This is a genomic window from Nonomuraea turcica, assembly GCF_030718205.1.
GTDB lineage: Bacteria > Actinomycetota > Actinomycetes > Streptosporangiales > Streptosporangiaceae > Nonomuraea.
Window position 1 is genome coordinate 17065 of record NZ_JAUZQF010000015.1, and the last position, 25151, is coordinate 42215.

A 25151-nucleotide genomic window follows, 5' to 3' on the forward strand; every position below is an offset into this window, starting at 1 on the left:
GGGCTCGTTCGCCGGCTGGCAGCCCGGACCCGGCTGGTCGACCAAGACCGACGAGGACGCCCACGGCTACGCCTCCCACTCGGGCGGCCTGTCCTACGTGACGTCAAGGCAGAAGACCCCGGCCGCCAACGTCCGAGCCCAAGCCGACCTACGGGTCGCATCCGGCGCGGCCGGGCTCACGCTCGCCCACGTCAACCGCCTCAACCACGTGACGGCCTGGCTCGACCGCGACCAGGGCGCCCTGGTCAGCGACGTGGTGATCGGCGGCATCAGCCGCGGCCGCCAGGTGACGCCGCTGCCCGCCAGATTCGACCTCGGCACCTGGCACACGGTGGTGGCCGAGCTCCGCGGCCTCGACCTGACCGTACAGGTAAGCGGCGACAAGCTGGGCGACCCCGTGGCCGTGCAGACCCGCCACCTGCCGCCGGCCGCCGCCCGTCCGGGCGCGGTGGGCGCGGTCGCCTGCGGGACCGCCGACGCCGACAACGTCGGTGCCGCGAAGTTGTACACGCCGGTCACGTCACGCATCCCCGAACCCGCGCCCGGCGCGCTGCTGCCCGAGTACAGCGATGAGTTCGACGGCACGGCGATCGATACGACCTGGCAGTGGGTCCGCGGCCCGGCGTCAGGCATCACCGTCTCCGGCGGCGCATTGTCCTGGCCGACCCAGAACGCCGAACTGCACCGCACCACCAACACGGCGTCGGTGCTCCTGCGGGACGCGCCGGAAGGCGACTACACGGTGGAGACGAAGCTCGACTTCGCGCCGACCCAGGGCAACCAGCAGGCCGGCCTCGTGCTGTACGAGAACGACGACCGCTACTTCAAGATGGCCCACTCGGTGCTGCCGCTGGCCCGCGGCAATGGAGCCGTGCTGCAGGTGAGCGAGTTCCTGAAGGAGGGCGAACGGCCGACGACCACCCCACCGACCGCCGTCTTCAACGGGCCGATGTTCGACGGGCCGGCGGCTTCGACGATGTGGTTGCGGATGTCGTACCACTATGACGCGGCGAACAACGAGGTGGAGGTGCGCGCGGCGACCAGCCGGGACGGCTCGAAATGGGTCCACAACGGTGTGTGGACGCTTCCTGCGAAGAACCAGCTCAAGATCGGGCTCGTCTCTATGAACCGGTCGGGTGCCGTCGCCAAGTTCGACTACGTCCGGACTTTTCGCAGCTGATCCTCGAGATAGGAGCCCGCTTTCCGTTCGCCTCCACGCGTGAGCGCAGCAACAGCCGGAACACCGGCAACTGGTCGCTCTGCCCCATTTCTTCACAGCAGAACAGTGACGCTGGGGCAACCCTCAATGAGTTCTACATGAAGGATGGCGTCATCGTACGAGACGAGTTCACCAATAGATTCGGAGAACCGCCCGAGCATACTCTGTCAAGAGAAGATCTCTGCGGAGACCATAGATCTAAGAAGGTCATGGGTTTCTGTACCCGAGAATAGAGAATAGCTCTCCGTGAGATTATGATTACATGGCGTTGAATGGTCGTCGGGCCACTTTCGACGAACGGCTGCAGGCCGTTCGTCTTCTGGAGCAAGGCGAGTCTCCCGATGATGTCGCTCGGATTCTGAATGTGTCCCGGCGGTCCCTGTTCGCCTGGCAACGGGATGACCGGGAGCATGGCGAAGACGGCTTGAGGACGAAGAAGACCCGCGGGCCAGACTCCAAACTCACCTTCGAGCAGATGTCCAGCCTGTATGCGCTGCTGGTGGGCTGCGACCCGCGCCAGTTGAGCTTCGGGCTGGCGCTGTGGACCCGCAAGATCATCCAGAAACTGATCTGGCGGCGCTTTGGAGTCAGGCTGAGCATCGCAAGCGTCGGGCGCGTGCTCCACAAGCTCGGGATGTCGCCGCAGAAACCGCCGTACAAGGCCTACCAGCAAAATCCCCAATTGGTTGCCGATGGAAGGCCGAGGAATACCCGAAGATCGTCGAGGAGGCGAAGGAAGCCGATGCGATCATCTACTTCGCTGATGAGGCGGCCATCGGCACGCACTACCACGCCGGGACGACATGGGCGCCGGTTGGTCAGACTCCGGTTGTTGAGCACACTGGGGCCAGAAGGTCGGCGTTCATGGTGTCGGCCGTCAACCGGCAAGGGGCGCTCCGGTTTCAGCTGTTCGAGGAGAGCATCAAGGCGCCCGACTTCAAAGCATTCTGTAAACGACTGATGTCAGATAGTGATGGGCATCCCGTCTACCTCATCCTCGACAACAGCCGTGTTCCACCGGGCCAAGCTCCTCAAAAGTTCGCCAACGATAGCAACGGCATGCTGAAACTCTTCTTCCTGCCCGCCTACTCGCCCGAACTCAACCCCGACGAGTGGGTCTGGAAAAACGTCAAAGACCACCATGTCGGCCGCGCTGCCGTCGACGGTATCCAGCAGATGAAAGCGCTCATGCTTTCCTCGCTGCGGCGCCTGCAGAAGATGCCTGCGCTCGTCAGAGTTTCTTCCGAGACCCCGCCCTCGCTTACATCGCCGCAGCTCATCGATAGTGCAGAAACCCGCGAGCGGGTTAGATCATGATCGTGAAAGATCCGGGCTGACGCATCAATCATACGAACGCCGCTTATTCACTTTAACCAGGATAAAAGTTTTTGGTATGGTCGCTGCGCTCTCAAGTGCTTTGAAAGTGTTGGGATAACGCTGAAGATCGAACGGCAGAAAAGAGGATACGGTCAACTGTCCATTCCACTTATCGGATTCCATCGATATCAACGACAAATTCTCGGCGGCTACCTTCCATCCTTTACTGCGGAGTAAATTTACAGCTCTATCACGTGCCCCCTTACCGCTCTCGCCTCCGACATCCATGACAAACATATTGGAGATCTCGATCGCGCCTGCATAGGCGACCTCGCGGCTTGCCCTCTCTTTGACTTTTCCGATACTGCCTACTTCTTCGAGCGCGGCAGGGTCCACTTGATAAACAGTCGGAGGAAGCAGCCCGCAGGCAGAGGCAGATACAACTGATCCGATAAATGCGATAGCGAGCCTTGATTTTCGACTCATGATCCATACCTCTCCACTCGGACGCTCACAAGATTCTACGCCTAATTGCTCTCATCCGCTCCTGCTTACTGCCAGATCAGGGCTCAGGTTTCCTCGGCGGGTGAAACGAGTCGCGAGCCAATCGAGGCGAACAGGTAGTTGAGGACAACCATGTAAGAAAGTGCACGGGGCTGACGATGGCGATCCAGGCCCAGGCGTAGAGGCGTTCGCCCTTGGTGCCGTCCCCAGCCGAATGGACGGTCCAGGCGCGCTTGGGCTCGCAGTGCCGGGCGACGGCCTGGGCACAAAAGGTGGTGCCGCCGTCCAAGGTGTGGACGAAGGTCGAGCACACACGCATCACGTAGGCCGGCTACGAGTGCGCTTCGCAGAAGGTGCGCAACTTGGTGCATGAACTGTCCACCTCGCTCAGCCTTCTCCGTGGAGGTACGGCGAAGCAGCGCCACCATCGCAGCGCGTTCCCTGACGTCCCACCGGCCCACAACCACAGCGGAGTGTCCCGACCGGTGCCACATCACGTCAGACATCGAACACATGTGCCGGTCAATGTGTGACCTGTTTTCGCCTGTGCGGTATCGCCCAGCGGCGCTGTCCTCCGACGTGGACGCTCACCGAGTCTCCAGGGTCGCGGCATTCAGGCGGAGTTGCTTGGCCCGGCGGCGGAGGTTGTCTGCGGTGGCGAGGCATGAATCCTCGAGCTCGCCCATTTCGCGGCGGAGCCGTATGGCATGCGCGAGATACCGCTCCACCGACGGGCCCTTCCAGAAGGGATCGAACTGCCCTTGCTGCGAGGGGATGCCGTCGAAGGCGTCGGCCAGGCCTTTGGCGTATCTGGTGAACGCGGAGGCGAGTGCCTCCTTCGCGGCGGCTTCCCTGAGTAGCTGCTGTTTGGTCGTCACGGCCGGGCACTCCCTGTCTTCAGCGCCTCGATGCCGGGCAGCTCGGTGTTGCTGCGGATGACGGTGAACCAGGCCCGCTCGCGCAATCCGTCCGCCCCCGCGCCCGGCTTCAGCGCGTTGTGCAGCGCGTCTGCCAGGGTCGGCTCGTAGGCGGGGTTGCCGGTGCCGGCGGCCAGCAGGACGCCGGACTCCTTCGGGTGCTCGGCCAGCAGTTGCTGGAACGCGTCCGGGTTGGCCGTGTACGCCTTGGCGAGGTTGTGGAGGTTCCAGTCCGGGGCCGTGGGTTCGGCGTCCGGCGGGCGGTTCAGGAGGTCGATGGCCGCCCGATTGAGGAACGTGCCGGATTGGCCGGCCAGCGCGACCAGTGTCGTCAGGACGTCCGCTGGGGCGGTCGCCACCATGTCGTACCATTCGCCGCCGAGCCGCCCGGTGCGCTCGGCGCTGGCGAAGGCGGCGGCCAGCTGCCCTGGGGTGGAGGCGGCCGCTCGTTCGAGCGCTTCGGGCTGGAGTCCTCGGTGTTGACCGGCGGCCTGGGTGTCGATCCACTCGCGGAGGAGTTTCACGAACGCCTCGGGGCCGCCGAGCCCGGCCAGCAGCGCGGCCGCGTAGGCCGGGTCGACGACCTTGCCCTTGAGTGGGCCGGCGGCCTTCCTGAGCCAGTTGTCGCCGGGCAGGTAACGGTCGTGGTTCTGAAACGTCTCAACGACCTCGTTCGCGTCGTTCACGGCGGCCGACACGGCCTCGGTCTCGCTGCCGAACGGGAAGGTCCCGGTGAGCATGCCCTTCTCACGTACCGATACCAGCTGCTCGATGGTGTCGATGCGCCATTTCAGGTCCCGCTGCGACTCGTCGTAGAAGGCCCAGGTGCGGTGCATGGCCGCCGTACCCTGGCGGCCGGCCCAGTCCTCGCCCGCCTCGGCGATGGCGGCGTCGAGCCCTGGCCGGGTCCCGGTCAGGGCCTGTTTTCCCGCCTCCATGCGGCGGATCAGCTCATGTGCGCCTCGGGGGTCGATCCCCACGAACTCCCCCATGAACCCTCCCAGAGGGTGTGGTTACCGGGCGGAAGTCAAGCACACCGGGCGGTGGGGGTTGACGCGTTTGGCATTCCCATAAGCAACCGGAATCACGCGGGAGTCGAGAGCCCCGCATCCTCGGTGAGATCGATCACCGCAGCCGTCACCACAAACGGGCCCTTGATCGGCGGCGAGGAACGCGTTCAACTGCCGCCTGCCGTTCATCGAGGGTACGAGCGGCACCTGAGCCGCCGGCCGCAGGGAGAGCTTGACGGTGACCGCCGACCATATGCTAACGTTTCGGAATTGAATAGTGGCCGAGCGTCATGGCGGCAGTATGGCGAATTCAGCTGCCACGGCAGTTCCATCACTGCCTTGGAGATTCAGCACCCGCACACTTGACCCTGACGAGGCCAGCGAGCAGGGCGCCCAGACGTACTATCCGCTTCGTATGAGTGTCCTTCGCGGCGCCGAACAATTCATGATGTCGATCGACGCCATGCAGCTCGGGCCGATCCTGGTGGGAGACTGCCAGTTCAACGCCGACATCAAGATGGACTTCGCCGAGCTTCGCAAGTTTTATCACTTCAACATTCCGCTGTCGGGCTACCTGAGCTCCAGGAATTTGGGGAATGAGGTCACGGCAACCCCGCAGCGCGCTGTGTTGTATGGGCCGACCGGGGATGTGCAGCTGAGTCGATGGAGCGCCGGTAGCCGCATCCTGTGCGTCAAGATCAGGCGCGAGGCGCTGGAGGCGGAACTGGAGCGCCTCCTGCAAAGGCCCGTTCGCTCACCGATCAACCTCGCCCCTTCGATGGACCTGACCCATGGCTACGGGCGAATTCTGCGGGAGCTGGTGTGCATGCTCGCCGGGCAGATCGGGATCGAGGACCCCCTGACGAGGCAGGAGATCATCGGCGCGCCCCTATGGCACGGCATGCTCTCCCACCTGCTGGCAGCAGCAGATCACAACTACCGGGAGGAACTCCTCAGCCCCGGGCCGCCATCCCGGCCTCCGGCGGTCAAGCGAGTCATCGAAGCGATGCGGGCATCACCGGCGACTCCGTTCACCGCGGCAGCGCTCGCCGACATCGCAGGTGTCAGCATCCGCAGCCTCCAAGCGGCATTCCAGACCCACGTTGACATGTCACCGATGGCATACCTGCGGAGCGTACGCCTGGAGCGCGTACACGCGGAACTTGTCGCTTCCGAGCCGTCCTATACCAGCGTCACCGACGTAGCACACCGGTGGGGATTCCCTCATTTGGGGCGATTCGCCACCGCCTACCGCCAGAAATATGGAGCCCACCCTTCCGAAACTCTGCGATCGGCCAGATAGGAGAGAGGGCGCGCTGGGACGTCACCGCGCTGCCGTACGGCCACGCGGAGGTTCACGTTGAGGCTGCTCTCCCGTGAGCCGCATCGTTCCGCTCTACTGCCTGCGCAAACCGGCCATTCTCCGCGCAAATCGGATCGCGGGCCGCAGGGTGCCGACCTTATCTTCGTAACGAACGACTAGCAGGCGCTTTGCGCCCCGAAGGGCAGCGTGATCAATGAGACACGTTGTGGCGGCCGTAAGCGCGGTCGCGGTGATCTTCTTTGCCACTGCGGGATGCGACTCTTCCGACGATCCAGATTCGGGATCCAGCGACACCTCGCACTATCAGCCAAAAAATCCTGATATGCCGGATCTCTCAGGCGAACAGGGCGAAGACGCCAGCGGGAAAAGGGCCAGGGACATCGACGGTGAAAACGACCAGCACGACACCTGCGACATCAATGATCCGGCGTCGCCGTGCGGAGGGGCCGGCGACCCGCCTGGAGAGACCGAGTGAGATCTGCTGATCAAGTAGACGAGAGCACCCATTCCTTTCCGAGCGCAGCGGGCATTGTCGCGGCCAACGGGCTTGTCATCACGGCGGTGACCATCTATATGGGCTGGTCCTACTCGGAGGCATTCTTCGCCTACTTCAGCCTCTCGCCGCTCGATCTCGGTCTGACACCCATGGAATACGGCCTCCGGGGAGTTGGGGTGGCCGGCCAGGATCTGCTAGTGATCCTGGTCCTGACCCTGCTCGTAGCGGTGTGGATCCAGCGTGCCAGGCCACATGTACGCGATTCGGAGACCTCCCTCTCGGCGAACTCTCGGATCGTGAGGGCCAAGGAGGCCGTGGTTCGCGCTTCCGGCGCGGCCAGTGGCGCTGTTCACCGTGTGCGCGAAGGTATCGCCCGGCATCGCACCGGCACAGGGCTCGGCGCGCTGGTACTCGGCTACGGCGTTGGGGCTCCCGGCGACCCGACCCCGGTCCGTACCTATGCGACGCTCGGCCTTGTCATGGTCGGCGTGCTGCTGGTCACCGCCCCGGACGGCAGGGGGCGGGTGGCGTGGATACGGCCCTTGGCCGTGGCCATCGCGTTCCTGTCTGCGATCTGGGCGATCGGCCTGTACGCGGAGAATGAGGGACACGCCCGAGCTCGGAAGCTCGCCGCAAATCTCGAGAAGAGAACAGGCGCCACGGTCTACAGCCAGAAGCGGCTCGGCCAGCTCGACGACTGCGGGATCCGCGCCAAGGAAACCGGCAAGTGGTATGGGTACCCGAACCTGCACGAGATCGTCGATCGTGCCGGGACGCACTATCTGGTGCGGTCGGGCTGGATTCGCGGCGACTGTGTCATCGCGATCACGATTCCCGATGACGGCTCCATCATGGTGAGCCGCAAGTGGATTCCCCCTGTCCCGTCTCATAGAAGGTGAGGCAGCCGCCGGCGAGGTCGAAGTCGGCACGGCCGGGGACGTCGGCCGGCGGTGCTCCTACAGCCGCGCAAACAGCGTGCAAGCACCAGGCAAGCGCTCTGCCGTTTCCTGATCACCGTACGAACAGGCCCGGTGAGAAGGAACACGCTGATGACGCGTAAAGGAATGCTGCTCCCGATTGGAGTGGCCGTGGAAGTGATCGGCGGCCTCGTGCTGGCGGCCGGAGTCACCGGGATGCTGATGTGGCCGATGCCCGGCTGGGCGACCATCGCCTTCCCCGTCGGCATGACGCTGTCGATAGCCGCGAGCTTCATGATCGTGCTCGGCCTGACCCGTCGCGCGATGCGCTCGGCCATGTCGGCCGTCGGTGGAGACGCGCAGCCGAGCAGATCCGGCGGGCTGTTCGGGATGATCAAAGACATGGCCGGCGGCAACCATGACCTCCGGGGCAACGGCATGCCGGCCGGCGCCGCCATTCTCTCGATGCGCGACACGGGCGTGACGATCAACGACGAGCCCATGGTCGCATTCGACCTCGAGGTACGCCCCGAGAGCGGGGACGCGTACCGCGTCGCCCATCGCCAGCCGATTCCGCGCCTCCTCGTGGGCGCCGTCCTCCCCGGCGCCCACCTCTCCGTCTACGTCGACCCGCAGGACCGCGGCCGCCTCCTCATCGACTGGGAGCGCGCCCCGAGGTGGAACTCCCCGTCGGCTGGGGAGCACGTGTCGGCGGCCGACATTCTCGCTCGGGGCGTGCCCGCCATGGTCACGGTTCTCGGCACGTTCTCGACGAACGGCATGACGGCCGACAACGGCGACCCCATCCTGGGCCTCGTCCTCCGCGTGAGCGGCCCGAACGGCTCGTACGAGGCACGCCTCGCCCACCGGGTGCCGCCGCAGTATCTGGCCCTCATCTTCCCCGACACCCGGCTCCCCGCGAAGATCGCCCCGGAGGACCCCCAGAAGGTGGCCATCGACTGGGATCAGGTCCAAGCCACCCCCGAGTCCCAGCGAAGCCTCTGAAAGCTTGCGGGACGCCGGGTCAGCGCATCGCTTCCAGGCCCCTGACCACGGTGGTGGTCAGGATGCCGATCTCGGAGATGCCGATGGTCACGGTGTCCCCGTCCTGCAGCGTGAACGGCAGGTCGGGGACCAGGCACGTGCCGGTGGCCAGCACCGCGCCGTCCGGGAAGGCGTCGGCCCTGAACAGGTAGCCGGCCAGGTCGTCCAGGCGGCGGTTGAGCTGCGACGTGGAAGCTTTGCCATCCCACACCGTCTCCCCCGCCCTGCCGATGGTGAGCGTGATGTCCAGCGCGTACGGATCCTCGACCTCCCACGCGGGCCGGATCGCCGGGCCCACCGCGCACGCGCCCAGGTAGATCTTGGCCTGCGGCAGGTAGAGCGGGTTGACCCCTTCGATAGTGCGCGAGCTGACGTCGTCGACCACCGTGTAGCCGACAATTTCACCGGCCGCGTTGAGCACCAGGCCCAGCTCCGGCTCCGGCACGTCGATCTCCGAGTCGGCACGCACCGCGATGCGGTCGCCGTCCCCGCTCACCTTCCAGGCCACCGACTTGAAGAACAGCTCAGGCCGCTCAGCGTCGTAGACCAGCTCGTAGACGTCGGCGGCCCGCTCGCTCTCCAGCACCCGGGCCTCGCGCGAACGCCGGTAGGTCACGCCCGCCGCCCAGACCTCCATCTGCCCGTCCACCGGCGCCAGCCTGCTGACCGAGCCCGACGGGTGCCGGGTCCCGTCCGCCGCGGCGCACCGCTCGCGCAGTTCCCCGGACGACAGCCTCAGCAACTCGCCGATGGTGGTGATCCCGGGCAGCTCGATCACGTCCTCCCCGTCATCGACGCCGACCGCGTCCACGCCGGTCAGGGGGCTGACGAACCGCACGATATGCATGCCTGCTCCTCACTCTCATTAGATGAGTCCAATGAGAGTCTTTCGTACCCGGGCGGAGCGGCGTCCCGCCGGGTCCTCATGCTTTCGATCGGGATCGCCTGACGACACGCGATGCGACTTGTTGTAATTGATGACACACGCAGTGCGACATTGACCTCAAGGTGGTGACCAGTGAGCCAGGACGATGCGTCCCTCTCTCCTCCCCGACCGGACGGCGTCAGGGCGTGGGAAGCGTACGTCGCCTGCCTTGGTGCGCTTCGCCTCTTGGCCGGAGCGCGGACCACGTCGAGGCGGCGGAGGCAGTGTCGGACCTCCCGTACGAGAGGCTCGGCAGCGTAGCGATCAAGGCAAGATAGGGCAGCGAGAGCCGGCCAGGGCGGCTTGCGCGCCGCGTCTCCCGGCGGAGCGCACCCCGGCGTACTCCCGCGGTGGTACATGCCTGTGCCGCACCCGCGAACGTACGCCAGGGGGATGACGTCGCGGGTGCGTGGTCTGGCCTAGCTTGTGGGCATGGACAGCCGGAGGATCGACGCGCTCATGGCGGCGGGCGTGCTGGTGGCGATCATTGCAGGCACGTACGGCAACCTGTCGTGGACCGGCCCCTACGAGCGGCCGCTCGACGGGGTGGGCATCACGCTGATCGTCGTCGCGTCCGTGTCGTTGGCCTGGCGGCGGGCGGCCCCGCTGGCCGCCGGGCTGGTCGCGGTGGCCGCCGCGATCGTCTACTACTCGGCTCACTACCCCGGCGTGTTCGCCGCCGAGCCCGCGCTCGCCTCGATCTACACCCTCGCCTCGCTCGGCCGCCGCAAGGCGGCGATCTGGCTGGCGGTGGCGCTGGCCGTTCCGGTCTACGGGCTCATGGCGCTGGCCGAGGAGGATCCGGCGGCCGCCAGCGGGATGAATCTGCTGAGCGGCTGGCTGGTGGCGATGGTGGTGGTCGGCGAGGTGGTCAGGAGCCGGCGGGCGTACCTGCGGGCCGTGGAGGAGCGGGCGGAGGAGGCCGAGCGCACCCGTGAGGAGGCGGCGCTGCGCCGGGCGGGTGAGGAGCGGCTGTGGATCGCCCAGGAGCTGCACGACTCGCTGACGCACAGCATTTCCGTGGTGAACGTGCAGGCCGCGGTGGCCATGGAGCTGCTGGAACGCGACCCCGCGCGGGCCCGCGAGGCGCTGGGGGCGATCAAGGAGTCGGGGCACGAGGCCATGAACGAGCTGCGCGCCACGCTGGGCGTGCTGCGGCAGGCCGTTCCCGACGGCGGGCTGGCCACGCTGCCGCGGCTGGTGTCCAGGGCCGAGGGGGCCGGACTGCGGGTGTCGTACAGCATCACCGGCGACCCGTACGCGGTGCCGTCCGAGGTGGACGGGGCCGCGTACCGGATCGTGCAGGAGGCGCTGACCAACGTGCTGCGGCACGCGGGCGCCGCGGCGGTCGCGGTGCGGGTCGGCTACGATCCGGCGGGGATCACCCTGCGGGTGGACAACGACGGCGAGGCCGGCACGGCCGGGCCGGGAATGGGGTTGATCGGGATGCGCGAGCGCGCGGTCGCCGTCGGCGGGTCGCTCACCGCCGGCCCGGGCGAGGACGGCGGGTTCAGCGTGCGCGCGCAGCTGCCCGTTCCGGTGCGGTCGTGATCAGGGTCCTGCTGGCCGACGATCAGCCGCTCATCCGGGCCGGCTTCAAGGCGCTGCTCGAGCTGACCGACGACATCGCCGTGGTGGGCGAGGCGGGCGACGGGGCGCAGGCCGTGGAGCTGTCCAGGCGGCTGCTGCCGGACGTGGCGCTGCTGGACGTGCGGATGCCGCTGCTCGACGGCATCCAGGCCACCCGCAGGATCGGCGCCGACCCGGAGCTGAACGGGGTGCGCGTGGTGATCCTCACCAACTACGCGCTCGACGAGTACGTCTTCGCCGCGCTCCGGGCCGGGGCCAGCGGGTTCCTGCTCAAGGACATCGAGCCTGGTGACCTGCTGCAGTCGGTGCGGGTGGCCGCCCGGGGCGAGGCGCTGCTGTCGCCGTCGGTGACGCGCCGCCTGATCGAGGAGTACGTCAGCACGCCGCCACGTCCGGCGCCCGTGCCGGGGTCGGAGCGGCTGACCGGGCGGGAGCGGGAGATCGTGTCCCTGGTGGGGCGGGGCATGTCGAACGAGGAGATCGCCGCGCATCTGGTGATCAGCGAGGCCACCGCCAAGACGCATGTGAGCAGGTCGATGACCAAGCTGGGCGTGCGTGACCGGGCGCAGCTGGTCGTGTTCGCGTACGAGTCCGGGCTGGTGGTTCCGGGCGGGCGGGCTTAGAAGGCCGGCAGGACCCACCGCCGCGCAGGCCGGGTCAGCCGTTGACGGGCTTGCCCAAGGCGCTGCCCGCGAGCCAGTCTTCCCAGGACTTCGCCCACGGCGTGGGCCCGTTGCCGAACTGCAGCTTCCTGGACGTTCCCGTCACCTCGATGATGTCGCCCCGCTGGGTGAACTCGTAGAACCAGCGGGCGTTCGCCGGGCCGGCGTTCACGCAGCCGTGGCTGACGTTGCGGCTGCCCTGCGCCCCGACGGACCAGGGGGCGGCGTGGAAGAAGGTGCCGCTGTAGGTCATCCGGACGTTCCATTGGGTACGGATGCGGTATTCGCCCGGCTTGCCGATGGTGGCGGAGTCCATGACGAGGTCGCCGGCCTTCTCCTGGGCGATCATGACGCCGGAGTAGCTGTCGTCCCCCGGCTTTCCGAGGCTGACCGGGATGGTCTTGACGACCTTCCCGTTCTCCCGGACCACCGCCTGGTGGGTCTCGGCGCTGACCTTGGTGATGTGCGAGGGCCCGACCGTGAAGGTCAGGCTGCGGTCCTTGGTCCCCCACAGGCCGGCGCCCGCGCGCAGTCCGGTCAGGTGCGCCACCACCGTGACCTTCTCACCGACCGGCCAGTACTCGCGCGGCCTGAACTGCACCTCTCGGTCGCTCACCCAGCTCCAGGCCCCTTCGACCGGCTTGGACATGCGCACGACGAGCGCCCGCTCGATTCTGGCCCGGTCCTGCTTGGCGGTGATCGGCTGGGACAGCAGGAGCTGCACGGGCATCCCGACGCCCACCTTCTCACCGTCCAGGGGGGACATGCCGCTCTCCAGCACCCGTTTCGGCTTCAGCGTGGTGAACCTGGCCTGCGCCGCGACCGGCTTGCCGTCCGTGCCCGTCGCCTCCGCGCTGACGGTGTACGCCGTGGACGGCCGTAATGCCCATCGGGGACGCCACGTCCCGTCGGCGGCCACCGAGCCGCGCACCTCCCGGCCCTTGGCGTCGGCGACGGTCAGCTTGGTGACCTTGCCGTCGGTGACCTTGACGCTGATCCCGGTGTCCGGGGGCACCTTCTTCGTGCCGTCGGCGGGGGTGATCGCCAGCTTGGCCACCGGCCCCTGCTCCACAGGCCTGCCCGGCGCCGGGGTGCCGCCGCCGGAGGTGCATCCCGCGATCAGGAGCACCGCCGCGGCGAGGACACTCGCGATGGTCCGGCCGTTCCGCATCGTGGATGCCTCCCGTGCCCGACAAAAAGGTCACCGTTGGACTTTCTTCCCGCGATGGCAGGGTTGACACAAGGCCGGGGCCGGAGGGCTTTGGCTGCGCGGGGATCGCCTAGGGCTGGACGGGTTGCTGGCCGATGCCGCAGCGCAGCCGGGCAGTCGGTGAGCGTTCTTGCCCGTGTGGGCTGAGCGCGTGTGCGGGCGTTGGCCTGTGGTGAGTTGAGGCGGGCGACAGGTATTCGGCGGATGTTTATCGTTCAAATGTTCTACCCACGGGTGCAAACTCTTGGTAGTGTTACGGCTACACATCGTTGAGGTACCGGGGGTGGGGGTGGGCGGGTGCAGGTCGTGCGGCACATGCCTGGATGCCGCCTCGGAACAGGGGCGGCGACGTGAGTAAGCTCACCGCGACCGCCCCCTGTACCGCCCACGGTGCGGTGGTGGAGCAGACCGGCGAGGTCGTTGCTCACCCGCTGCTGGCGCAGCGGGTGACCTGGCTGGCCAGCCTGGCGCGAGAGCTGACCGCCGATCTGGTCGCCGCCCGCTGGAATCCTGCCGATCTGGAGGCGCTGGCCTGCGGGGTCGGGCCGGACGGGCGCGCGTTGCCGGCGAAGGGCTGGATGGCAATGCGCCGGCTGGGCTGGGGCGTGACCTCCGTCTCGGGCGTGCATGTGTGTGATCGGGTGGTTCGGTGTGCGCAGGAGCAGGCCGCCCGCACGTTGCGGCTGGCGCTGCACCGGCGCGCCCTGGTGGCGGCGATCGTGGCGAGTTGGCCGGATGACCCGCGGGCCCGCACCGACGCCGAATGGGACGCGCTGCGCGCGGTGCTGCCGGACGGGGTGACGGCGGCGCAGATCCGCAACCGGACGAGGCAGATCGCCGCCTACCTCGACGAGCATGGCGTGTCCCGGCCGATCTGACCGACCTGGAAGAGCCGCCGAACGTCGCGGCGCAGATCGTGCTGGCCGCGGCCGATCGGCAGCTGGTCACCCTGGAACGCATCGGTGACCGCGACGCCCGGCTGCGGGTGCGGCTGCCCCTGGTGGAATCTCCCGCTTGCGGCCGGGACTGGGCCTGGCACGTGCTGCCGGTCGCGTTGCCGCCGACCGTCGCGCCGGAGGCGAAGCTGTGCACTCCCACCCTGCGGGTGAGGAAGGGCCGGGTGCGCGTCGATCTGCCGTTCCAGATCCCGATCGAGTTCGCGCCCGCCACCGGGCATCGGGTCGGGGTGGGGTTCGACTGGGGACTCAATGCGGTGCTGACCGGTGTGGCCGGACGCCTTCTGTCTGATGAGGGCCGGGTGATCTGCGATGGGCGGCCGCTCACCTACGACGCCACCGGTATCTCGGCCAAGCTGCACCGGCTGCGGGGCGAGCGTGAACAGCTGGCCGCCAAGCACCGGCACCAGGAACGGCTCCTGGCCGGGATGACCGTCGCCGATTCCCGCTTCACCGCGTTGGCCGCGGCCTACGAGAGCGTCGGTGTCGAGCACGAGCGTGTGTGCGCGCGTATCCGGCATCTGAACACGGCGCTGGCCTGGTCGGCGGCCCGCTGGGCGGTCGATCAGGCGGTGGCCGCCGGGGCGACGGTCATCTATGTGGAGGACCTGACCACCCTGGAAGCGCGCGGACGCCGGGGACGGGCGAACGCGCGCCTGTCGGGGCAGGTGCGCGGGCAGATCGTCGAGGCGATCCGGCACCTGGCGGCCAAGAGTGGCATCGCCGTGGTCACCGTCCCTGCCCGCGGCACCTCCAAATACTGTCCCCGCTGCGGGGACGGCACCTCGCTCCTGCGGCACTGTCCGGCCCCGGACCGGCTCACCGAACGAGGCTGGGCGTGGGCATATTGTCCCGCTTGCGGCCTGTCCTGTGACCGGGACTGGGCCGCGGCCGAACGCATCCTCGCGCGCGGCCTGCTCGGCCAGCACGCCACCCGCACCCACCGTGCCACCGGTGCCCGCACCATCCCCACGGTGGTGGAGGGCAACGTGGCCCGCGCCCGCCGAACGCGCAGGCCCACCCGGGCGGCTCGGCGCGCCCGCCGCACCCGGACCGACCTACACCCCCGGCCCGCGGCGCGGGACAGATCCAAGAACCGTCCCACCCCGAAACGGCCGACCCGCACCACGAAGAACCCGGCGCACACCTTGGCAGAGGATGCCAACTCGGCAGAAGATCATGCGATGACCTCCAGCCGTGTGCCCGACCGGCGCACGGTGCCCGCCCCATTCCCTGCCAGGAGTGGACAGCGTCCGGCGGGCCATGCACCCAAGGCGGGACGGCACCTGCCGTACCGGACAGGGCATGTCAGGAATTCTCACCATCGGACCGGCTTCCACCACGCCAAAGCCGCTCCCGTGCTCGCCCTTGCCGAGCACGGGAGCGGCCCGAAGCAGGCTACGCCCGTCCGAGTTGCCTGATTCCTTCAGGGAACCACAGAGTATTCAAGACGCTGTACCGGGCCACGGCCGATCATTTCGCACGCTCGGTGAAGGGGTGGACGGTCACGACCACAGGGCCGTATGCGTCCCGCTATTTCCTGCGCCTGTCGCGCAACGGGGATCCGGACGCGGCGGTGTACAGCCTGGGCAACGGCGGGCCGACCGAGGATCAGCGGCGGGTCGTGGACGCCGGGTTCCTGGAGCTGACCAGGCTCGGCATCCTTCCCCTGACGACCCCGACGTGCTGGCCAGCCTGCCGGTCGTGGACCGGGTGATCAAACGTACGACGGCGAGCGGCCCCGGCTGGTACCGCTACGGTTCCGACACCGAGGGCACCGAGGACGGGTACGGCGACTGCGACGAGCCCGACCCGATGTCCTGCGCGCCGTCGGGCAAGCCGTGGCCGACCGGGGGAGCACCCGCTCGGGCCACGTGTGGCCGGTCCTGGCCGGGGAGCGGGCCGAGCAGGCGCTCCAGACCCGCGACCAGGCGACGGCAGCCTCACTGCTCAAGGCCATGCGGGACATGTCGTCGGGCACCGGGCTGGTCCCCGAACAGGCGTGGGAGAACCCCGGCCTGGCCGCCTCGCCCTACGGCGCGGACCCGGCCACCGCCTCGATCGGCATGCGCGACGGCGGGCCCGCCGGGTCGGCGTCGCCGCTCACCTGGGCGCAGGCCCAGGCGTTGCGGCTGATCCTGTCGCTCGGCTCCACCCGCCCGGTCGAGCAGCCCGATGTCGTCCGCCGGCGCTACGTCGACCGCGGCATGCCGCAGGCCGCCCCGCTGACCGTGACCGCCCCGGCCGACGGGACCGCGGTGGCCGGCACGTCGGTCACCGTCGAGGGCAGCACGGCGCCCGGCGCGCGGGTCGACGTCGCCGCGACGCCCATCGACACCGGCGCCCCCACCCGGATCGTCTCGGTGCGGGCGGGCTCGGACGGCACGTTCACGGCCCAGGCGCCGGTGTCGTTCGGCGAGGTCGTGCTCACGGTGACCGCCACGGCCTCGGACGGCCGCACCGCGCACGCCCGGCGCACGGTGATCGGCGACATCGTCGGCGCCACGACCGTGCTCGACGTGACCGACCCTGACGGGGACGACGACGGGCCGGGCACCTACGCGTACCCGACGGCCGCCGACTTCCACGACGGCGCCTTCGACCTGCGCAGATTCCAGGTGATCACGGACGCGACGACCGTCTACCTGCGGGCGGAGCTCCGCGACCTGTCCCCCACGTTCGGCAACCAGATGGGCGCGCAACTGCTCGACGTGTACGTCCAGGACCAGGCCGTGGCGGCGCGGTCGACCGAGGCGGCGTTCCCGCAGCGTAACTACCGCATCGCGGAGCAGGACGCGTGGACGCAGCGGGTGGAGGTCCAAGGGTTCGCCGCACCGGTGTGGGTGACGGCCGGCGGCGCGGCCCAGGCGGGTGCGGCGGTCCGGGCCTCCGGGACGACGCGGACGATCACCGTCGCGCTGCCCAAGAGCACGTTCGGCACGCCGGGGCCCGGGTGGCGGTTCGCGGTCGTGCTGACCGGGCAGGATGGGTTCAGCGCCGACCAGGCCAGGGGCTTCGCCGCGACGCCGCAGCCGTACCAGTTCGGCGTCTGCGCCGCGGGCGGGACCGATCCGCTGTGCGCGGCGGATCCGGGCACCGTGCCCAAGGCGATGGACGTGATCGTGCCGGCCGGGCAGTCCCAAGCGGACGTGCTCAATCCGCTGTCCCGCCCGGTCGCCGTGCCCGCCGTCCCGGTCCCCTGATCATCGCGTCCACGTGCCGGACCCGCCGCCGGAGCTCACCGCGTCCACGTGCCGGAACAGGCGCCCGAGCTCACCGCGTCCACGAGCGTTGCGCGGCGTCGCGGATGCGGCGTCCGACCGGGGCGGGGACGCCGCCGTCCGGCGCGGGCGGCAGGGCCGGCGGCGCCGGCGGCACGAGCACCGCGGTCTCCTCTTCGGTGACCGGCCGCTCGACCTCGGTGAACCCGCCCTCCGGGCCGCGTACGATCACCCCGGTCTCCACGCCGTGGGCGGCGGTGTGCCGGTCGCGGTCCTGCAGCCCCAGGGCGATGCGCCGGGCGACGATGAAGCCCAGCACCGGCCCGACGACGACCGCGACACGGAAGATCCACGTCGTCGCGTTGAGCGAGATGTGGAAGGTCGAGGCGATCAGGTCGTTGCCGCCGGCCATCCACAACACGCCGTAATAGACGACCCCGGCGATGCCGATGCCGACCCGGTTCGGCACGTCACGCGGCCGGTCCAGCAGGTGGTGGATGGCGTGGTCGCGGGTGATCCACCGCTCGGCGAACGGGTACACGGCCAGCGCGGTGAACAGCAGCCCCGGCGCGCCCAGCGCGGGGATCAGCACGCTCATGGTCACCGTGGAGCCGAAGAGGGTGAACTCCCACGGTGGCATGATCCGCAGCGCGCCCTCCAGGAAGCCCATGTACCAGTCCGGCTGCGAGCCCGCGCTGACCGTGCTCGGCACGTACGGGCCGTACAGCCAGACCGGGTTGACCTGGAACACGGTGGCCAGCAGCGCGACCACCCCGAGCACCCACAGGAAGTACACCGTCGTCTTGGCCAGGAACGCCGGGAAGAACGGCGCGCCCCGCACCACGCGGTCGCTCAGCCCCTTGGCGCGGAACTGGGTGTGCGTCTGCCGCCAGGTCAGCACCACCGCGTGCAGCGGGATGAGCAGGAGCAGCAGCCCGGGGATCAGCAGCACGTGGATGCTGTAGAGCCGGGCGATGATGTCGTCGCCGGGGAACTCGCCGCCGAACAGGAACGCCGCCAGATACGTCCCCACCAGCGGCACCGACAGCGTGACGCCGTGCAGGATACGCAGCCCCGCGCCGGACAGCAGGTCGTCGGGCAGCGAATACCCGAACAGCCCGTTGAACATCACCAGCACGAACAGCAGCACGCCGATCAGCCAGTTGAGGTCCCGGGGCTTGCGGAACGCGCCGGTGAAGAAGTTGCGCAGCAGGTGGGCGACGATGGCGGCGAGGAAGACGAGCGTGGCCCAGTGATGCATCTGCCGCATCAGCAGGCCACCGCGCACCTCGAAGCTGATCTCCAGCGTGGAAGCGTACGCCTCGCTCATCCGCACCCCGCGCAGCGGCACGTAGGCGCCGTTGTAGACCACCTCATGCATCGCCGGTTTGAAGAAGAACGTGAGGTACACGCCGGTGAGCAGGACGACCACGAAGGAGTACAGCGCGATCTCCCCGAGTAAGTACGTCCAGTGATCGGGGAAGACCTTGCGCATCGCCTTCTTCATGAAGGCGGCCCCGCCGATCCGGTCGTCGAGCGCCTTGGCCAGTGAGCTGCCCTTCATCGCCACCCCACGTCAGGTCGGTTTATCCGTTCACCTCCATGACGCTCCCGGGCGGCGAAATGTGACACTCAGGCGAAACGTTCGACCGTGACCGGGATCAGCCCCTGCTCGCGGATGGCCTCCCGGTGGTGGTGCAGCAGCGCGCCGAGCATGGCGAGCGGCCCGGCGCCGAGCCGTACGGTCACGTCCACGCACCACGCGATGCCGGCCCCGATGCGGCGCAGCTCCCAGCTGAACCCATGGCCGCCGGCGCTGCCCGACGCCTTGCCGACCACGCGCGGATCGCCGGTCGGCTCCAGCCGCAGCGCCGCCTGCGCCTTCGCCAGCCCGTCCGCGCCCAGCTCGCCGGCGAACAGGATGCGGTAACGCCGTGCCTTGGCCGGCCCGGTGCCCAGGTGGAGCGGCGCGGAGGCCGGCAGCCGCTGACGGCGGTGGAAGAACTCGCGCAGCCGATCCTCCTCGGGAAACTCGCCGCCGCCGAGGTGGGCGTAGGCGTCCCGGGCGCGCCGCCGGCCCACCGGCACGACCCGCGCGCGCAGGGCGCCGTCGGACCGGATGAGGCGGCTCACCTCCGGGGCCGCCAGCCACTCACCGGTCTCCGATCCCCATTCGGCGCTGTCGATGCCGACCGCGGTGAAGTCCTCGCAGAGCACGAACTCCTCCACCAGGACTCCCGCCGGTGACCGGTCCCGTGCCGAGGTGGAGATCAGGTAGTAATCCATTCACCGCATGATCCTCGGCCCGGGAACGCCGGATCAAGCTCACGCGCCGGTGCGCCGGCTCTCCGGCGGGCCGAGGTAGCTGGGCAGCACCCCGCCGGTGTCCGTGACGACGAGCCGGAGATCGTTTTCATCCGGAAAGCGGTCTCCCGCGAACCAGGTGCACACGACGGTTGTCGAACACATATGGGTGGTCCCGGTGAAAGCCGGGACCACCGGGGGTGTCAGGGGAGTCGCACCGGGGGCGGTGCTCAAGGGGGATCAATGAACATCGATGCTGGATTGCGCCGGGCGGCACGGTCTGGGGCGAGACGGGGGGTGGCGAGGATGCTCGCCACGGCCGTCCTGACCACGGCGGCCTGCGTCACCGGCCAGCTGACGGCCGGCACTGGAACGGTCCAAGCGGCGGTGCGGCCAGGTGTCAAGGACGGCGGCGTCACCGCGTTACCTACGGGCACGGATCTGGCCGGGACCTGGTCGAAGGCGTCGCAGGCGCTGATGCGGCCGCTGCTCGCCGCGGCGCGGGACGTGCGGGGCCGCCCGGTCGACTGCCGCCGCGTCAAGTGCGTGGCACTCACCTTCGACGACGGACCCGGTCCGTACACCGACGCGCTGCTGCGCCGGCTGAAGGCCCACCGCGCGCGGGCCACATTCTTCGTCGTGGGGCAGAACGTCACCGCCTACCCCGCCATCCTGCGCCGCACCGTCGCGGCGGGTCACGAGATCGGCGGCCACACCTGGTCGCACGCCAACCTGACCCGGCTGCCGGCTGCTGCGGTCCGCGCCGAGTTCGCCCGTACCGACCAGGCGATCAAGGCGGCGACGGGGCTCGTGCCGCGCCTCATCCGTCCGCCGTACGGGGCGCTCAACGCCTCCGTGCGCATGCAGAGCACACGACCGATGGTGATGTGGAGCGTGGACACCCTGGACTGGCTGCACCGTGACAGCGCCAGGGTCACCAAGAAGGCACTCAAGGCGGTGCGCCCCGGCAGCATCGTGCTCTTCCACGACATCCACCCCACGACGGTGCGGGCCATGCCGGGGATTCTGAAGACTCTGTCCGCGCGCGGCTACACGTTCGTCACCGTCAGCCAGTTATTCGGCGGCAACCCGCCGCCCGTGGCCTACAGCGGCGCCTCCAGCCTGCTCTGAGCTCCCGCTCATCCGGAGGCCGTCCGGACGAGGAGCAGCGCGTCCTGGCCGGACGCCGCGCCCCACACCTCGCCGGGGCGGCCGTGGATCTGGCGCACCGCCGCGGCCTCGCCGTTCGCGGGAGTGAAGTGCTCGGTGGCGGGGTCGAAGCTGATCAGCCGGTCGCTGCCGAAGTCGCTGATCCAGACGATGTCGGCGGAGTCGACGTAGACGGCGTACGGCTGCGGGGCGTCCCCGGGGAGCCGCCATTCCTTCCACGCGTCCGAGGCGGGGTCGTAGCGGCCGAGGCGGCCGCCGTTCCACTCGCTGACCCACACGCGGCCGGTGCTGTCGGCCCAGACGCGGCGGGCGCCCTGGCCGGCGGTCGGAGGTTCGAGCACGGTGGCGCGGCCGGTGTCCGGCGCGATCCTGGCGATGTGGCTGCCAGCCAGCGAGGCGTAGTAGACGGCGCCATCGGGCGTGGCGGTGATCCCGTACGGTCCGGGGCCGCGCGGGGCGTCGTACACGTCGATCTTTCCCGTGTCCGGTGCCAGCCGGCCGTAGACGCCGCTCTGGCCGGTGAACCAGAGCACGCCCGCGGCGTCGAACGCCGCCGTGTTAAGGTCGGCGCCCGCGCGGTCTCCGGGCAGCGGGTAGGTGCGTACCTGGCGGTTGTCCGCGTCCACCCGGACGATCGCGTTGAGCCCGCTGTCGGTCACCCAGGCGTGCCCGCCCGGCCCGGTGATCACGCCGTGCGGTCTGGAGCCATCGCCCAGCGGCACCTGGGTCACCTTGCCCGTCCTGGGGTCGAGGTGGCCGAGGTAGCCCGCGCTCTGCGCGGTGAACCACACACCGCCGTCGGCGGCGGGGGCCACGTCGTGCGGCCCGGCTCCGCTCGGCACCTCGAACCGCTGCACGGCCGGCCCGGCGGCCGCACCGGTCTGCGCGGGGGCGGCCGTCTGAGCAGGAGGGGCGGTGGGTGCGGCGGTGCAGGCGGCGAGCACGAGCAACACCGCCAGCGGTGCGCTTCGCGTCAGTACGCTTGCCAAGCGGGTCACGGCTACTCCTTCAGTGATCGCCAATCGTCGACGCCGATCCTGGCCACCGGCTCGGTCCCGCCGCTGGGGGCGAAGACGAACGTCTCACCCTCAGCCGAGGACAGGCCCGTGGCGCTGAACAGATTGAAGCCGTGCGAGACCAGCACGGTGTTGACGCCCTGGGCGGGGCGGCCGGACAGCAGCCGGCGAAGGGCCGCGGCCAGCGCGTCGTCGTCGGTGCCCGGGTAGATCTCGTTGATGAGGTCACGGCTGTCCTGCGCCTTGCCGAACGCGAGCTCGGCGGTCTCACGGGTGCGCCGGTAGGGGCTGGCGAGCACCTCGCCGATGGGGATGCGCAGCCGCCTGACGGCCTGGCCGATCTCCCGTGCCTGCGCTCTGCCCTCCGCGGAGAGGTTGCGCTGCGTGGAGGGGTCGGAAAGGTCTGGGTTGGGGTCGTCCTGGGTGGCTTCGGTCGCCGTGTGGCGGATGTAGAGGACATAGCCACCGCGCCGCAACCGCCCGGCCAGCCCGGCGTCCGCCGTGGCCGGCCCACCGTCCGCCGTCGCGCCGGACTCGGGCGACGTCGCGAGGACGGATGACGACGCGGCGGGTGCCGGTGATGGTGCGGCGGGCAGGGGGACCGGCCCGCCGCAACCGGCCAGGAGGCAGGCGCAGGCGGCAAGCAGCGCCAGGCTGGACCTCACGCCCACGACGCTACGCCTGCCGACCGCAAAGCCGCGTAAAAGTGTCAGCCTCCCGCGGGGTACGGCGGGCCGAGGCTCCAGGCCCGGGCCGTCTGGTCCCTGCTGCCGCTGACGGCGATCGGCCGGCCGTCGAGCAGGCCGACCGCCACCGACCAGACGCTGTCGGCGTGCCCGGTGAACGGCGTGCCGAGCGGCTTTCTGGTGCCCAGGTCCCACACTCGCACGGTCGCGTCCTCGCCGCCGGTCACGGCCACGGGCGTGCCGTCCAGGTTGCTGATCGCGACCGACCAGACCCAGCCGGTGTGCCCGGTCATCGGCGCGCCGAGCTCCTTCCTGGCGCCCAGGTCCCACACCCGCACCGTCATGTCCTCGCCGCCGGTGACCGCGACCGGCGTGCCGGCCAGGTTGCCGATCGCCACCGACCGCACCCACCCGGAATGCCCGGTCATCGGCGCGCCGAGCTGCTTCCTGGAGTTCAGGTCCCACACCCGCACGGTCGCGTCGTCGCCTGCGGTCACCGCGATGGGCGCGCCGCCGACCTGGCCGACGGCCACCGCCCACACCGCGCCCTTGTGACCGGCGAGCGGCGCGCCGAGTTGCTTGCCCGTCCGCAGGTCCCAGACGCGGGCGGTGCCGTCGGCGGAGGCGGTGACGGCGACGTGCGTGCCGCCGATCCGGCCGGTCGCCACCGACTTGACGTCGCCTTCGTGCCCGGTCAGCGTGCGGGACGTGCCCGTGGTGAGGTCCCAGACGCGGGCGGTGTCGTCGTCGCTCGCGGTGACCGCGACCGGCACGGCGTCGAGCTGGTCGAGCGTGGCTCCTCTGACCCATTCCGTGTGCCCGGCGAGGGGCCGGCCGGCCTCCTGCGAGGTACGCAGGTTCCAGACGCGGGCGGTCTCGTCGTCGGAGCCCGTCAGCGCGACGGGGACGCCGCCGAGCGTGCCGACGGCCACCGCCCGCACATCGTTGGTGTGGCCGGCCAGCGGCTTGCCGAGCTCCTTGCCGAACGGGGTGCCCTGGGCGGTCGTGCGTACGGGTCCGGGATCGCGGGTGACCCGCGGCTCCGGCCACATCACCACCGCCACCACCACGGCCGCGAGCGCCGCGGCGACGGCCGCGAGCGCGCTCCTGGGCACCCGCCGCGCCCGCGACGTCGCAGGCGAGGGCGGGGTCACAGACTCGGTGATCTCGGCGGTCGGGAGGGTGTCGCCGCCGGTCAGGGCGCGGACCAGGTCCTCGGCCGTGAGCCGGCGTCCGGGGTCCTTGTTCAGGCAGGCGGTCACCAGCGGCAGCAACGATTCCGGCACGCCGGTCAGGTCCGGCTCCTCGTACAGCAGCGCGTGCAGCACGGCCGGGACCGACGCGCCCGCGAACGGCCTGCGGCCCGTGGCCGCGTACACCATCGTGGCGGCCCAGCTGAAGACGTCGGCGGCCGGCCCGATCTGGTCGGAGCTGACCTGCTCGGGCGCCATGTATCCGGGTGTGCCGAACGCCCCGGACTGGGTGACGGCGTGCTCGAGGGCCCGTGAGATGCCGAAGTCGATCACCACCGGGCCCTCGGGGCCGAGGATGACGTTGGCGGGCTTGAAGTCGCGGTGCACGACCCCGGCGCGGTGGATCGCGGCCAGCGCGGTCGCGGTCGCGACCGCCAGCCGATCCAGCCCGCCGCCGGTGCGCGGGCCCTCCTGCCTGACCACGCGGTCGAGGGACTCGCCGCGCACGTATTCACTCACGATGTACGGCCGGTCGTCATGCATTCCCATGTCGAGGACCCTGGCGGTGCAGAACGGCGCCACCCGGCGCGCGAGCTCCACCTGCCGGAAGAATCGGCGGCGCTCCTCGGCGTCCTCCGACATCCGGGCGTGCAGCACCTTGATCGCGACCTCGTCGCCGTCCGGGCTCAGGCCGCGATACACCGTGCCCTGGCCGCCGTCACCGAGAGACCCGGTGAGCCGGTAGCCGGAGATCTGCCCAAGGTCGGGCGGGGGACGCGACAATGCCCACCTTCTTCGTGTCAGCAGGGACCTCAGCACCGGATACTACGATCGAAAAGGGTTAGCTGGATTACCCGAAGAGGGGACATAATCGGGCACCGGCCTCGCTTTCCGCCGAGTGTCACCGGAAAGACATTTTCCGTTATCCGATTATTCAGATAGCCATCCAGCTTTGTGTACTGAGGGGTTTTCGTGACGCCTGGTGTTCGTTTGATCCGCAGCTCCGACCTCGCGCAGACCGTTGAATACGCCTACGCGGCCGTCGCCGACGTGCCGGTGCGAGCCATCTGGGCGGCCGGCGCCTGCCCGCTGGACGCCGACGGCACGACCGTCGCCGTAGGGGACGTCGCCGGGCAGACCCACCAGGTGATGCGCAACCTCGTCACGGCGCTCGGCAGCGCCGGCGCCGCGTTGACCGACGTCGTCAAGACCACCGTGTACGTGGCCTCGTCCCGGCGGGAAGACCTGGCCGAGGCGTGGAAGGTCTACCGCGACCACATGGGCGCCCACGACGTGCCCAGCACACTGCTCGGCGTCACCGTCCTCGGCTACCCGGACCAGCTGGTCGAGGTCGAGGCGGTCGCGCTGATCACCTCGCCGGAGTAGTCCTGGCACTCACGTTGCGCATCGCCCGGCTGCCGCCGACCGGCCGTCGCGGGCATCCGGCGAGGTGCCCGCGACGGCCGGTTC

The 25151-nt window shown here is 69.5% G+C and carries 25 protein-coding genes and 1 pseudogene; 15 read left to right on the forward strand and 11 right to left on the reverse strand.

The annotated features are described in order from the left end of the window. Nucleotides 1-97 precede the first annotated feature (97 nt). From Q9G87_RS34135 to Q9G87_RS34140, 3 genes and pseudogenes are all read left to right on the forward strand, one after another. Nucleotides 98-1180, forward strand: a complete 1083-nt coding sequence (locus Q9G87_RS34135) for a beta-xylosidase family glycoside hydrolase (RefSeq protein ID WP_305920673.1) — start codon at nucleotides 98-100, stop codon at nucleotides 1178-1180. A gap of 301 nt (nucleotides 1181-1481) precedes the next feature. After that, a pseudogene (locus tag Q9G87_RS60870) lies at nucleotides 1482-1850 on the forward strand (helix-turn-helix domain-containing protein); the annotation flags it as partial. Further along, nucleotides 1760-2536 carry an IS630 family transposase gene (locus tag Q9G87_RS34140; protein WP_305920674.1) on the forward strand — a complete coding sequence of 259 codons (777 nt, stop codon included), beginning with the start codon at nucleotides 1760-1762 and terminating at the stop codon, nucleotides 2534-2536. The pseudogene Q9G87_RS60870 and the gene Q9G87_RS34140, both read left to right, overlap by 91 nt. A 24-nt stretch (nucleotides 2537-2560) precedes the next feature. On the opposite strand, the gene Q9G87_RS34145 is transcribed toward Q9G87_RS34140, so the two are convergent. The 3 genes from Q9G87_RS34145 to Q9G87_RS34155 all read right to left on the reverse strand — a co-directional run bounded on the left by Q9G87_RS34145 (nucleotide 2561) and on the right by Q9G87_RS34155 (nucleotide 4949). Further along, a complete protein-coding gene (locus Q9G87_RS34145) occupies nucleotides 2561-3022 on the reverse strand; it encodes a hypothetical protein (protein ID WP_305920675.1) in 462 nt (153 codons plus the stop codon). Between the two features lie 605 nt (nucleotides 3023-3627). After that, nucleotides 3628-3918: a hypothetical protein gene (locus tag Q9G87_RS34150; protein ID WP_305920676.1), complete on the reverse strand. Its 291-nt coding sequence runs from the start codon at nucleotides 3916-3918 to the stop codon at nucleotides 3628-3630. Continuing rightward, complete coding sequence (locus Q9G87_RS34155; protein ID WP_305920677.1) at nucleotides 3915-4949, reverse strand: hypothetical protein; 1035 nt, start codon at nucleotides 4947-4949, stop codon at nucleotides 3915-3917. Before Q9G87_RS34155 ends, Q9G87_RS34150 begins: the two co-directional genes overlap by 4 nt. Nucleotides 4950-5268: 319 nt before the next feature. Between Q9G87_RS34155 and Q9G87_RS34160 the strand changes: the two genes are divergently transcribed. The 4 genes from Q9G87_RS34160 to Q9G87_RS34175 all read left to right on the forward strand — a co-directional run bounded on the left by Q9G87_RS34160 (nucleotide 5269) and on the right by Q9G87_RS34175 (nucleotide 8709). After that, on the forward strand, nucleotides 5269-6270 hold the full coding sequence (locus Q9G87_RS34160; protein ID WP_305920923.1) for an AraC family transcriptional regulator: 1002 nt from the start codon (nucleotides 5269-5271) through the stop codon (nucleotides 6268-6270). Nucleotides 6271-6496: 226 nt separating this feature from the next. Next, nucleotides 6497-6766 (forward strand): hypothetical protein, encoded by a 270-nt coding sequence (locus Q9G87_RS34165; RefSeq protein WP_305920678.1) that lies wholly within the window; start codon nucleotides 6497-6499, stop codon nucleotides 6764-6766. Next, nucleotides 6763-7686 (forward strand): hypothetical protein, encoded by a 924-nt coding sequence (locus tag Q9G87_RS34170; RefSeq protein WP_305920679.1) that lies wholly within the window; start codon nucleotides 6763-6765, stop codon nucleotides 7684-7686. Before Q9G87_RS34165 ends, Q9G87_RS34170 begins: the two co-directional genes overlap by 4 nt. Nucleotides 7687-7836: 150 nt before the next feature. Then, nucleotides 7837-8709 (forward strand): hypothetical protein, encoded by an 873-nt coding sequence (locus Q9G87_RS34175; protein ID WP_305920680.1) that lies wholly within the window; start codon nucleotides 7837-7839, stop codon nucleotides 8707-8709. A 19-nt stretch (nucleotides 8710-8728) separates the two neighbouring features. Here the strand turns inward: Q9G87_RS34175 and Q9G87_RS34180 are convergent, their stop codons facing one another. Then, complete coding sequence (locus Q9G87_RS34180; RefSeq protein ID WP_305920681.1) at nucleotides 8729-9595, reverse strand: fumarylacetoacetate hydrolase family protein; 867 nt, start codon at nucleotides 9593-9595, stop codon at nucleotides 8729-8731. 510 nt (nucleotides 9596-10105) lie between these two features. Here Q9G87_RS34180 and Q9G87_RS34185 point away from each other — a divergent pair. Then, nucleotides 10106-11224, forward strand: a complete 1119-nt coding sequence (locus Q9G87_RS34185; protein ID WP_305920682.1) for a sensor histidine kinase — start codon at nucleotides 10106-10108, stop codon at nucleotides 11222-11224. Then, entirely contained in the window at nucleotides 11221-11886 is a 666-nt protein-coding gene (locus tag Q9G87_RS34190; RefSeq protein WP_305920683.1) for a response regulator, read from the forward strand. Before Q9G87_RS34185 ends, Q9G87_RS34190 begins: the two co-directional genes overlap by 4 nt. Before the next feature lie 34 nt (nucleotides 11887-11920). On the opposite strand, the gene Q9G87_RS34195 is transcribed toward Q9G87_RS34190, so the two are convergent. Continuing rightward, a complete protein-coding gene (locus Q9G87_RS34195) occupies nucleotides 11921-13096 on the reverse strand; it encodes a L,D-transpeptidase (RefSeq protein ID WP_305920684.1) in 1176 nt (391 codons plus the stop codon). A gap of 389 nt (nucleotides 13097-13485) precedes the next feature. Between Q9G87_RS34195 and Q9G87_RS34200 the strand changes: the two genes are divergently transcribed. The 4 genes from Q9G87_RS34200 to Q9G87_RS34215 all read left to right on the forward strand — a co-directional run bounded on the left by Q9G87_RS34200 (nucleotide 13486) and on the right by Q9G87_RS34215 (nucleotide 17294). Beyond that, nucleotides 13486-14013, forward strand: coding sequence for a hypothetical protein (locus Q9G87_RS34200; protein WP_305920685.1), 528 nt, complete (start codon nucleotides 13486-13488; stop codon nucleotides 14011-14013). Between the two features lie 38 nt (nucleotides 14014-14051). After that, nucleotides 14052-15512, forward strand: coding sequence for a transposase (locus tag Q9G87_RS34205; protein WP_305920686.1), 1461 nt, complete (start codon nucleotides 14052-14054; stop codon nucleotides 15510-15512). 68 nt (nucleotides 15513-15580) lie between these two features. Continuing rightward, nucleotides 15581-15808 carry a hypothetical protein gene (locus Q9G87_RS34210; RefSeq protein WP_305920687.1) on the forward strand — a complete coding sequence of 76 codons (228 nt, stop codon included), beginning with the start codon at nucleotides 15581-15583 and terminating at the stop codon, nucleotides 15806-15808. A gap of 124 nt (nucleotides 15809-15932) precedes the next feature. Then, complete coding sequence (locus tag Q9G87_RS34215; protein ID WP_305920688.1) at nucleotides 15933-17294, forward strand: glucodextranase DOMON-like domain-containing protein; 1362 nt, start codon at nucleotides 15933-15935, stop codon at nucleotides 17292-17294. A 70-nt stretch (nucleotides 17295-17364) separates the two neighbouring features. Here Q9G87_RS34215 and qcrB read toward each other — a convergent pair whose 3' ends face one another. The 3 genes from qcrB to Q9G87_RS34230 all read right to left on the reverse strand — a co-directional run bounded on the left by qcrB (nucleotide 17365) and on the right by Q9G87_RS34230 (nucleotide 19781). Beyond that, nucleotides 17365-18876, reverse strand: coding sequence for a cytochrome bc1 complex cytochrome b subunit (gene qcrB, locus Q9G87_RS34220; protein WP_305920689.1), 1512 nt, complete (start codon nucleotides 18874-18876; stop codon nucleotides 17365-17367). A gap of 68 nt (nucleotides 18877-18944) precedes the next feature. After that, nucleotides 18945-19598 (reverse strand): hypothetical protein, encoded by a 654-nt coding sequence (locus Q9G87_RS34225; protein WP_305920690.1) that lies wholly within the window; start codon nucleotides 19596-19598, stop codon nucleotides 18945-18947. A 39-nt stretch (nucleotides 19599-19637) separates the two neighbouring features. Further along, entirely contained in the window at nucleotides 19638-19781 is a 144-nt protein-coding gene (locus tag Q9G87_RS34230) for a hypothetical protein (protein WP_305920691.1), read from the reverse strand. Between the two features lie 141 nt (nucleotides 19782-19922). On the opposite strand from Q9G87_RS34230, the gene Q9G87_RS34235 reads away from it, so the two are divergent. Continuing rightward, complete coding sequence (locus Q9G87_RS34235) at nucleotides 19923-20747, forward strand: polysaccharide deacetylase family protein (RefSeq protein ID WP_305920692.1); 825 nt, start codon at nucleotides 19923-19925, stop codon at nucleotides 20745-20747. Between the two features lie 8 nt (nucleotides 20748-20755). On the opposite strand, the gene Q9G87_RS34240 is transcribed toward Q9G87_RS34235, so the two are convergent. From Q9G87_RS34240 to Q9G87_RS34250, 3 genes are read right to left on the reverse strand one after another with little or no spacing between them, the layout of a single operon-like run. Then, a complete protein-coding gene (locus Q9G87_RS34240; protein ID WP_305920693.1) occupies nucleotides 20756-21784 on the reverse strand; it encodes a Vgb family protein in 1029 nt (342 codons plus the stop codon). A 2-nt stretch (nucleotides 21785-21786) separates the two neighbouring features. Then, nucleotides 21787-22467: a histidine phosphatase family protein gene (locus Q9G87_RS34245; protein ID WP_305920694.1), complete on the reverse strand. Its 681-nt coding sequence runs from the start codon at nucleotides 22465-22467 to the stop codon at nucleotides 21787-21789. 44 nt (nucleotides 22468-22511) lie between these two features. After that, complete coding sequence (locus tag Q9G87_RS34250) at nucleotides 22512-24464, reverse strand: serine/threonine-protein kinase (protein ID WP_305920695.1); 1953 nt, start codon at nucleotides 24462-24464, stop codon at nucleotides 22512-22514. 207 nt (nucleotides 24465-24671) lie between these two features. Between Q9G87_RS34250 and Q9G87_RS34255 the strand changes: the two genes are divergently transcribed. Then, a complete protein-coding gene (locus Q9G87_RS34255; protein ID WP_305920696.1) occupies nucleotides 24672-25067 on the forward strand; it encodes a RidA family protein in 396 nt (131 codons plus the stop codon). Nucleotides 25068-25151: the final 84 nt, after the last annotated feature.

Excerpts from the sequence above, each read along its gene's own strand:
- Q9G87_RS34145 (WP_305920675.1), bottom strand. The coding sequence starts at position 3,022 with ATGAGTCGAAAATCAAGGCTCGCTATCGCATTTATCGGATCAGTTGTA.
- Q9G87_RS34155 (WP_305920677.1), bottom strand. The coding sequence starts at position 4,949 with ATGGGGGAGTTCGTGGGGATCGACCCCCGAGGCGCACATGAGCTGATC.
- Q9G87_RS34160 (WP_305920923.1), top strand. The coding sequence starts at position 5,269 with ATGGCGAATTCAGCTGCCACGGCAGTTCCATCACTGCCTTGGAGATTC.
- Q9G87_RS34175 (WP_305920680.1), top strand. The coding sequence starts at position 7,837 with ATGACGCGTAAAGGAATGCTGCTCCCGATTGGAGTGGCCGTGGAAGTG.
- Q9G87_RS34180 (WP_305920681.1), bottom strand. The coding sequence starts at position 9,595 with ATGCATATCGTGCGGTTCGTCAGCCCCCTGACCGGCGTGGACGCGGTC.
- Q9G87_RS34185 (WP_305920682.1), top strand. The coding sequence starts at position 10,106 with ATGGACAGCCGGAGGATCGACGCGCTCATGGCGGCGGGCGTGCTGGTG.
- Q9G87_RS34195 (WP_305920684.1), bottom strand. The coding sequence starts at position 13,096 with ATGCGGAACGGCCGGACCATCGCGAGTGTCCTCGCCGCGGCGGTGCTC.
- qcrB (WP_305920689.1), bottom strand. The coding sequence starts at position 18,876 with ATGAAGGGCAGCTCACTGGCCAAGGCGCTCGACGACCGGATCGGCGGG.
- Q9G87_RS34225 (WP_305920690.1), bottom strand. The coding sequence starts at position 19,598 with ATGGATTACTACCTGATCTCCACCTCGGCACGGGACCGGTCACCGGCG.
- Q9G87_RS34230 (WP_305920691.1), bottom strand. The coding sequence starts at position 19,781 with ATGTGTTCGACAACCGTCGTGTGCACCTGGTTCGCGGGAGACCGCTTT.
- Q9G87_RS34235 (WP_305920692.1), top strand. The coding sequence starts at position 19,923 with ATGCTCGCCACGGCCGTCCTGACCACGGCGGCCTGCGTCACCGGCCAG.